Raw genomic sequence first — 8667 nt, forward strand, 5'->3', positions numbered from 1 at the left:
CGTTGCCAACCCCTAAATTTCGGAACCGATAGCTGCGAACGCAACGATCTCACCTCTTGCCTTTCAACCGGACAGGGATACGTGAATGAATGCTGTGACCAAGAGCTTTACCGATGCGCTACGTCATCCGAGCGTACGCCTGACCCAGCATCTCCGGATATGGATCGGCAAGGAGGCACTCGATCTTGATGTGCTCGACTTCAAGGTGCGCGGCGGTCTCTGCAAGGACTACGTCGTCGACGTGACGGTCACGTCCCCCCGTCTCGATATCGACGGCAAGGACTACGTCGGGCGGCGTGCGGGCCTGCACGTCGACGAACGCGCCGCAGTGCCCTCGGCGAGCTGGACAACGCCCGTCGACCATGCGGCGGCCACCTTCAACGGGATAGCGACGCGCTGGAAGCGCATCCGTACGAGCCGCGACGAGGCCGCGTACAAGGTACGTATTGAGCCGCGCTTTGCCGCGCTCGGCAAGCGCATGGTCCACTCTGATGTGCTCGACGACGTCACGTTCGAGGAGATGGTCCGCAAGAAGCTGGTCGACGGGAAAAATTTCGACGCCTTTGACGTCGAGTTCCATCTCGAAGGGCCGCAGGAAAAGATGCAGCAGATCGTCATGTACGAGGAGTCCGTCTGGGATTTCATCGCACGTCACGCGAAGCGCAAGGGGATTTTCTGGTTCTACCGGCAGGAGCGCGGCGAGAACGGGCTGCTCGATATCCTCGTGTTCGCGAACAATCCGCGAGCCTATATCCGCTCGGTCAACCTGCCGCTGCTGGCCAGTTCGGGCCTGCATAGCAATTCGCACGAAGCGGCGCAGGAGGTTCACGAACAGCGCGCCCTCGTACCGGCGACGATTGAGCTATGGGAGCGAAATTACCGGACGCCGGAGGACCCGCTACGGGCGACGGCGAACGTTTCCGACGACGCGGACGACCGCTCGGTATTCGGGCAGATCAGCCGCAGCGCCGAGTTCCATCTGACGCAGCAGCAGGGCGAGACGCTTGCGCAGACGCGACGCGACGAGCAGATTGCGCGTCAGGTGACGCTCGCTGGCGCGAGCGACGCGAAGGGCATCGCACCCGGCGTCGTTATCAAGCTGACCAATACGAAGATGCCGAGCGCCGAATACGGCTTCGTGGTGACTTCGTTCAGGATGAAGGGGAGCCGCACGAAGGCGGCCTATACGCGATTCAAGGCAATGCCGGCGCACCTGACCTATCGCCCTCGTTTCGTTTACGAGCGGGACTGGAGATTTTTGTCCGGTCCTGTGGTTGGGGTTGTCGGAACCCTCGACTCTGCCCCCTACGCGTACGTTGACGAGTACGGGCGTTATCCAGTTTGGCCGAAGTTCCTGCAAGGTTCGGCCAATGCCAACAACAAGCTGCTGAACCTGCGTCTGGTGCGTCCTTCGTCGTCCTACCAGGGCGGTTTTCACTCGCCTCTACTACCGGACACCGAGGTTTTGATCGACGGAGCACATGGAGATGTGGATCGACTTCATTTAACCGGAGCGCTTCACGATTTTTCGCACCCTGACGTGGTCCGAAGCACCGATGCGCTCTTTAGCTATGCAATCTGGCGCTCGCCGCTCCTCGGGGCCGAGATCGTTTTCAACGACCTCAAGGGCAAGGAAAGCGCGCGTATCGCGACGGTTTACAGCCAGACTGCGATCAATCAGGGCTACCTTCTCAACAGTAAAAAGCTCCCTCGCGGTGAGGGGTACGAAATTACCTCGAAGTCGTGGGGCACGATGCGCGCGGCGAAGGGGCTGTTCTTCACGGCGGACGCGGCGGCTGGACCCGATACGCCGCACCTTGAGATGCCCGCCGCCGTCGCGCAATTGAAGGCCGCGCTACAGCGCGTAACGGACCTCGCGGCGGCGACGACGCAGGCCGGGGCCGATCCTGCCGACCGGGCGACGCAGGCGACGCTCCAGGGCGGCCTGAACCAGCTTCGCGACGCGGGGCTGCTCGCGAGCGCCCCCGGCGGCATGGCGTTCGTGACACCGAAGTCGGTGCAGCACTCGGCGGGCGAGAACCTGATCGCGACCGCCCGGGATATGGACGTCAGCATAGCGAAACGTCTGCGCATGGCGGCGGGCGAGCTGATCTCGCTCTGCGCGCACAAGCTCGGTATCAACCTGACCGCCGCGAAGGGGAAGTTTACGGCCTCGGCGCTCACGGACGGGATGGACCTGTTCGCTCAGAAGCAGCTCCGCGTCGCGAGCGAGAGTGCGGACGTCCAGGTTGCGGCGAAGTCGAAAATCACGCTCAACAGCGGCGGGGCCTCGCTCGTCATCGAGAACGGCAACATGACCTTCCATTGTCCCGGCGCGTTCACCATCAAGGCTGGCTCGTTCACGTTCGTCGGACCCGACAACGTACCGGCCCAGCTACCCGTCCTGCCGAAAAGCGACCTGAACCTCGACGACCAGCCCCCCCATACGAACTGATACGCCATGATCATCAGCCCTCCCTTTCTGCCCGAATCGGGCCTTACGTCTGACGACAAATCGAAGACGGACCCCATGATGGACGCTGTCGACGAGTTTGAACTCGCGCACGGCATCTATCCGGTTGCGGCTGACCGGAGCTGGCATTGCGGCGTCCATCTGGCGCCGGACATGCACGGTGCGGTGTATGCAATCGCCGATGGCGAGGTCGTCGCGTACCGGGTCTGCCAGCACGCCATTAATTCTGGCAGTGGTAACGCGGGCTTCATTCTGCTCAAGCATTCGACCGAAACGGGCGATGGTCGCACGCTAACGTTCTATTCGCTCTATATGCACCTGATGTCGCTCGCCGAGGCCCATAAGCTCGGGCATAACGGATCGGGCCTCGCCGACTTCCTGCAGAAGCCGTCCGGTGCGGATGCCAAAGGACAGGTGACGCCTGCCGCGAAGGGAAGCGGCCAGAGGGTCCGGCGCAAGGATATCTTGGGTTATGTCGGGCAGTATCAGGGGGTCAAGTATCTGCATTTCGAGACCTTCATGCTGCCGGGCGATTTCGAGGCGTACTTCGGACATACGCAGCTCGGCAATGCTGCGCCCGTGACGCCGACAACTTCGGACTGCTGGGGGCATACGTACTACACGATCCCGAAGCGACAGACATTTCTTGCGCTGCCGCTGCAAACCGGAGCGGACCACAAGCTACACGGCATCGAGTTTAACCCGGGACAGCCTGGACCGAATGAGCTGCCGCTCGCAGTCGAGACGTATTTCAGCAAGGGTACGAAGTACACGAACGTGTGGAGTGTTGCCGACGACGGGACGCGTACGCTGCTGACGCCAGAGCCGGTACCCGAGGCCGATTACGAGTACGACCTGTACAAGCGCGCGACGGCGCTCTATTCAGCCTGTCCGAGTGACGGTTACGAGATGCTGCGTTTCGGGCGCGTCCTGTCTTCGAATACAACACAGCCGACCTGGGTAAAGGTGACCTACGCCGTCGGGAAACAAGGGTATATCGACATCAGCAAGGCGGCTATCCAGAAACTGTCCGACGCGGATTTCCCGTCGTTCATGGGCTGGCAGAAGATTACGGACGGCAATACGCCTTTCGGCAGCGATGGATTGTGCGATATCGACGCACTCAGGAAGCTCCTAAAGGATGAAGCGGACAGCCCACATGAGCAGACGGTAGTGAAGGAAACGGCGGAGGTATGGAAGGCGAACGAGCTTTCGGCCTACGTGCGGGGCCACGAACAGGTACGCAAAGCGCTGCGCGGGTTCATCTGCAACGCGCCTAGCGAATGGGATAGCACGGACAATGAGACGCGCTGGGCGAAACTGCTCGACAAGGATGGGTTCTACGAGGGCAATGAGCCGGGTTACCAGGACTTCCTCAAGTACCTCAAGGAAATCCAGTTCTGGGACGTGACTGGTCTGCCCGCCGGGCAGAAGCTCTGGTTCTTCCATCCGCTCGCGTTTATCCGGCAGTTCAGGAGGTGCGGATGGTTGAACAAGGGGGAGTTGTCACAAATCTATGATGAGTCAAATTACACGGCCTTGGGTAAGACGGGGGAGGAATATCGCGAACACTATCGCAATGCCATCAATATGGTTTTTAGAAAATATAGAATTTGCGACCCGATACGCAGTGCTCATTTTTTTGGGCAAAGCGCAATCGAATCGGCCCATATGATGGTTGTGCGAGAATGTTCGGTTGCCATCTCTACGGCAATTAAGACGAATCATGTCTCAATTATGCCGGAGCTAAATGGTTATTTGCGCTCGCCCCCTGCGGCTGCGAAAGATGTTGCGTATTTTGCGAAATATGATGGCAACATTGGGTTGGGTAATACCGATGCAGGCGATGGCGTTAAATTCCGTGGGAGAGGCTTTAAGCAACTTACCGGGCGATATAACTATGCAGAATACTGGGTGTATCGGGGGTGGCTTGATAGAAATTCGTATGATCATGCTTGGTTCAAGAAAAAGGAGGGCGGGCATTTCAAGGCTGGTCCCAAGGTGGATAATCCTGAGATTCTCGGGAATGATGTCTATTCCTGCGTAGATGCAGCAGGTTTTTTCTGCGTGCATACTGCGCTCGAAAAGGCGGCGGATAAGGGGGTTTCTGAGAGTTCGTCTCGCGCGGTGACCAAGATAGTCAACCCGTACGATGTAAAAAGTCCGCCGTTGCGTTGGAATGAGACGAAAAAAGCATATCAAGTATTGGGCGATCAGTTATGAAAAAGTACTTGCTTCTGGCTTTGATGGCCATGTTCATTGGCGATGTGCGAGCGGCAGTTGTTAGTTCTTGCGATGGAGGTTATTCAGCAAAAACTGATGGTCGCGGCCAAATGATAGTGGAGCATGACGGGCGAAATATCGGCTCGGCGCATATTGATCATGCTATTGATGGCGGCGTGTTTAGTCTAGATGATTCTATTTTGATTTTGTTTGGGCTGCCGAAAAAAATTGACGCGCGCTACCCTCAGGTAACACATCTTTCAGTGTATCTTGTAAAGCCAAAAATTCGCCTTGTTGAAAGTGAGGTGTATGGTGGGGGGGTATATGATGCAGCCTTTAGCGATGATCAGAAATTTATTGTTGTGGATAATCAATTTGGGGTCGACGTGATAAATCTTAAGGAGCGGAAAGCTCAATCGTTTGAAGCGACGTATGTCCCACAGTTCAAGACACAGCAATGTGGAAAAAAGTAGCTGTAAAAATATGAAATCCCCTATCCGAAAAGGCGACAAACTCGAAAACGGCGGCGAAGTGACTGGCGGCTCCGAATGGTTCAACTTCATGGGTCGCCCGCTTGCCCGCAAGGGCGACGAAGCCATTTGCGACGAGCACGGCCCAACCGTTATCGACGAGGGCTACGCGAAGTTCCCCGACCGCGATGGCAAATGGGTTGCCTTCCATCACTACCGCTGCGCGTGTGGTTGCCGCCTGATTTCGTCGCTCCAGAACGTCAATATTGAGTAATGCCGGTCGATCTTTCTCCCGCTGGACGCCCGAGCGCCTATCCACGCCGCCCCCGCATCTGGCCGTGGTGGTTCTGCATCTGGCTCGCCTGCAATGTCTTTGGCGTTGCCATCGCGATGCTGCTCTGGCCCAAAGGACAGGCCGCAAGCGGGGGATGGTTCTGGCTCTGTTTCATTGGCTTTCCTAACGGTGCGTTCCTGATCCTCTTTGCTATCGAGCGCGCAGGCTACGAGGGCCTCTGGTACCGGGCGTACTGGCGCAACTATCATCGGGGCCGGTGGCTCGCGGAGCGGCTTCGCACCGCGCAGAGGCCCCTCCAGGTACTCGGTTTCGGCTGCTGCCTGCCGCTTGGCGAGCAGACGCTTGCCGGTGCGATTGCCGCGAAGAAGCGCGTGCCTGCTTCGCAGATGCCCCGCGCAGGCATGCAGTTCGTCGAGCATGCTCGCTTCGAGGATACAGACTGGCTGGCGGACGAACCGGTTAGCGTCGATCCCTTCGCCGACGACGAAACAATGGCTGGACAGGGACCAGCGAAGCAGGTTCCGCTGCTGACGCTCAAGATCGCGAAGGCGCTGGAGCCACTGGAGGCGAGCCTGCGGGCGCTGACGGTATATGAGCGGCAATGGTGGCCGCAGGTTCGCGTACTAAGCGAGCCTGGCCGGGACCAGGCAGACGTGGCGATGGTCACCGACGCCCTGCGCATCGGGGGCCTGCCGCCGCTCGCGGTTCAGGCGGTAGCGGCTACGGACGGCCTGATGGTTGCCGATGCGTGGCTCGACGCAAAGGATGCGCGTCCGCTGCTCGTCGTCGCGACCGCATGGCACGAGGCGGAACCGCCCGAAGGCAGCACCGAGGGGTGCGTCGCCGTACTCATGACGGCGGGATACTTCCGGCTGCCGGATACGGTCAAGGTCGCCGCGCTACTGCACAGGCCCGTCACCGGGCTCGCTGGCGAGGTCGAATACGGCTTCGCCAACGCTGCGGTATGGGGCAAGGCTGACTTCGCCTCAATCGTTCGAGCGTGGATAACGCGTCCTGTCGACGGAAGCGACAAGGCGTTACGCGCAGCCAATATGGATTCCATTTCAAAAGACGAGGCGCAACGACGCCCCGACCGCATCGCTGGCGACCTCGGCGACGCTAACGGCTGGCTGTCCATCATAGCGGCGATCGAATCAGGCGCGGCAGACGGCCCGCAGCTCATCATTGACGGCTTACAGTCCGCAGTCCTGCGCGTAACGCCCGCAACAACAGATTCAGCTTTAGATAACAACCGGAATACCGATGAACGACCCCAGGCTTTCCCTGCGCTCGCTTGAGCTAACTACCGCGAAGGAGGAATCCGCGCCGTCAAGCCGTCTGGCGATCTGGGGAATACCCGTCGCGGCGCTCGTCGTCGCCCTGCTCGCAATCGGCATCGTATCGCTGCGCGGCGACATGGTCGGCGTCTCGCCCGGTGAGTCTCACCTGAAAGCGATCATCGTCATCCTCTCAACCTTCGCGGTCGTTGTCGTCGTTCACCTCGTCCTCTTTGCGACCGGCGCTTACGGCTTCACGGCGCGACTCTTTCGCAGTGAGACCGGAGACCGCACCAAGGCGGCGAAGCCGCTCAAGCGCGACGCGAGGCTCCAACGCATGGCCGAGGAGCTGCGCGTCGCGCATGGCTGGTTCTGGCGTAACCGTCTGCGCTGGCTGATGATCGACGGCAACGACGAGCGGGTCGATCAGGTTGCGCCAGGGCTCAAGCAGGCAGGCGTCATGCACGTCGGCGAAACCGTCCTTGTTCACGTCGCGCCGGACGGTATCGAGAAAGAAAAGTGGCTCGGCCAGATCCGCAACCTGCGTAGCCGTCGACCGGTCGATGGTCTGGTTCACGTCGCCCGCGCCGACGAGACCGGTACGGAGCTGCCCCGCGCGCTCTCGATGACCGCGACTGCGCTTGGCTGGGCCGCACCCGTTACGTTCCTTCACCCGGTAGAGACTGAGGGTCGTCCATCCGAACGATTCGAAGCAGTTGGCACCTTCATGCCGAACGAGTCGCGCAGGCAGGCGCAGGACGCCGCCGCCAGACTGCCGGAGTTGCTCAACCAGGTCGAGCATTGGTCGGCAGACGCGGGCGTGTGGCTATATACGCGCGAGAAAGCGGTATGGCTGATGGAAGTCTCGAAGTATGTCGGCGACCATGCCGCGCGGATTGCTGCGAGCCTCGGGGCGCTCGCCGCATCGAACTGGCTGCGCGCACCGCTCGCGGGTGTCATGTTCGCGCCGGTCTTTCCGGGGCCGACCGTCGTACCGGTACCGGTCGCAGACGGAAACGCAAACGCTGTGCCGGGTCAGCCTGCCGATGCGCCGCAGACGGTAGCGGTTACGCGCGAGCAACCCGCCGCGCTGCTTCCGGTCTGGAAAGAGATCGCTGGCGGGTCGCCTTATTATCGGGGCAGGCGTGCCGGCTTTTACTGGCCCGACGCGCTCGCGGTGCTTCTGCTCATTGGGGCCGTCCTGTGGACGGTCGCGCTGGTCGTCTCGGGCCTCGGTAACCACGCTCTCGTGAAGGATGCCGAAACGACTGCGTCGGCTGCCCTGGAGGCCGCGCCAGGTTCGCCGCAGGCGATGCGCTCGCAGCTCGCCCTGCAGCAGCAGATTGAAACGCTCGAATACCGCCGCGACCATGGCGTACCGTGGTATCTGCGCGCGGGTCTCTCGCACAGCGGGGAGCTGCTCGACGCGCTCTGGCGCCCCTATCAGACCGTAGCTATCCGCAACCTGCGCCAGCCCGTCGCGCAGGCGCTCGAAGGGCAGCTTGGCGCATTCTCGCAGGTCCGTGCAGACGAACAGCAGAGCCATGACGCGCAGCAGCTCGCCTACAACCGCCTGAAGGCGTACCTGATGCTCGCCACCCCGGCGCGTACCGACGCAACCTTTCTCAGGAAACAACTGCTCGACGTCTGGCCCGCGCCCACCGGCATGCGCGCGGGCGAATGGCTCGACGTTTCGCAGCGGCTCGCGGGCTTCTGGTCCGACCATCTGAAGGCACATCCCGGCTGGCGGATCAATCCGTCGATCCCGCTGGTCACGCAGATGCGCTCGACGCTCGTCAACCAGATCGGCCTGGCCGCGAGCGACGATGTGCTCTACCAGCACGTGCTTGATGAGGCGCGCGGCAAGTACGCCGACGTGTCGCTTGCAACGCTGCTCGTCGGCGCTGACGCGCACGGTCTCTTCACGAC

Annotated in this window: 6 protein-coding genes; all 6 read left to right on the top strand. The window is 60.7% G+C overall.

Annotation, left to right across the window (positions count from 1 at the left end; translation table 11 throughout):
* Positions 1–85: 85 nt before the first annotated feature.
* Positions 86–2455 carry a type VI secretion system Vgr family protein gene (locus M3I54_RS37485; protein WP_254344853.1) on the top strand — a complete coding sequence of 790 codons (2370 nt, stop codon included), beginning with the start codon at positions 86–88 and terminating at the stop codon, positions 2453–2455.
* A gap of 6 nt (positions 2456–2461) precedes the next feature.
* Positions 2462–4696, top strand: coding sequence for a M23 family metallopeptidase (locus M3I54_RS37490; RefSeq protein WP_254344854.1), 2235 nt, complete (start codon positions 2462–2464; stop codon positions 4694–4696).
* Positions 4693–5169, top strand: a complete 477-nt coding sequence (locus M3I54_RS37495) for a hypothetical protein (RefSeq protein ID WP_254344855.1) — start codon at positions 4693–4695, stop codon at positions 5167–5169. Before M3I54_RS37490 ends, M3I54_RS37495 begins: the two co-directional genes overlap by 4 nt.
* A gap of 10 nt (positions 5170–5179) precedes the next feature.
* Entirely contained in the window at positions 5180–5440 is a 261-nt protein-coding gene (locus M3I54_RS37500; protein ID WP_254344856.1) for a PAAR domain-containing protein, read from the top strand.
* On the top strand, positions 5440–6759 hold the full coding sequence (locus M3I54_RS37505; protein WP_254344857.1) for a hypothetical protein: 1320 nt from the start codon (positions 5440–5442) through the stop codon (positions 6757–6759). The genes M3I54_RS37500 and M3I54_RS37505 overlap by 1 nt, the downstream gene beginning before the upstream one ends.
* A partial coding sequence (locus M3I54_RS37510) for an ImcF-related family protein (protein ID WP_254344858.1) occupies positions 6725–8667 on the top strand: 1943 nt, incomplete at its 3' end. The genes M3I54_RS37505 and M3I54_RS37510, both read left to right, overlap by 35 nt.

It is taken from the genome of Paraburkholderia sp. CNPSo 3274, from assembly GCF_024206475.1.
Lineage (GTDB): Bacteria > Pseudomonadota > Gammaproteobacteria > Burkholderiales > Burkholderiaceae > Paraburkholderia.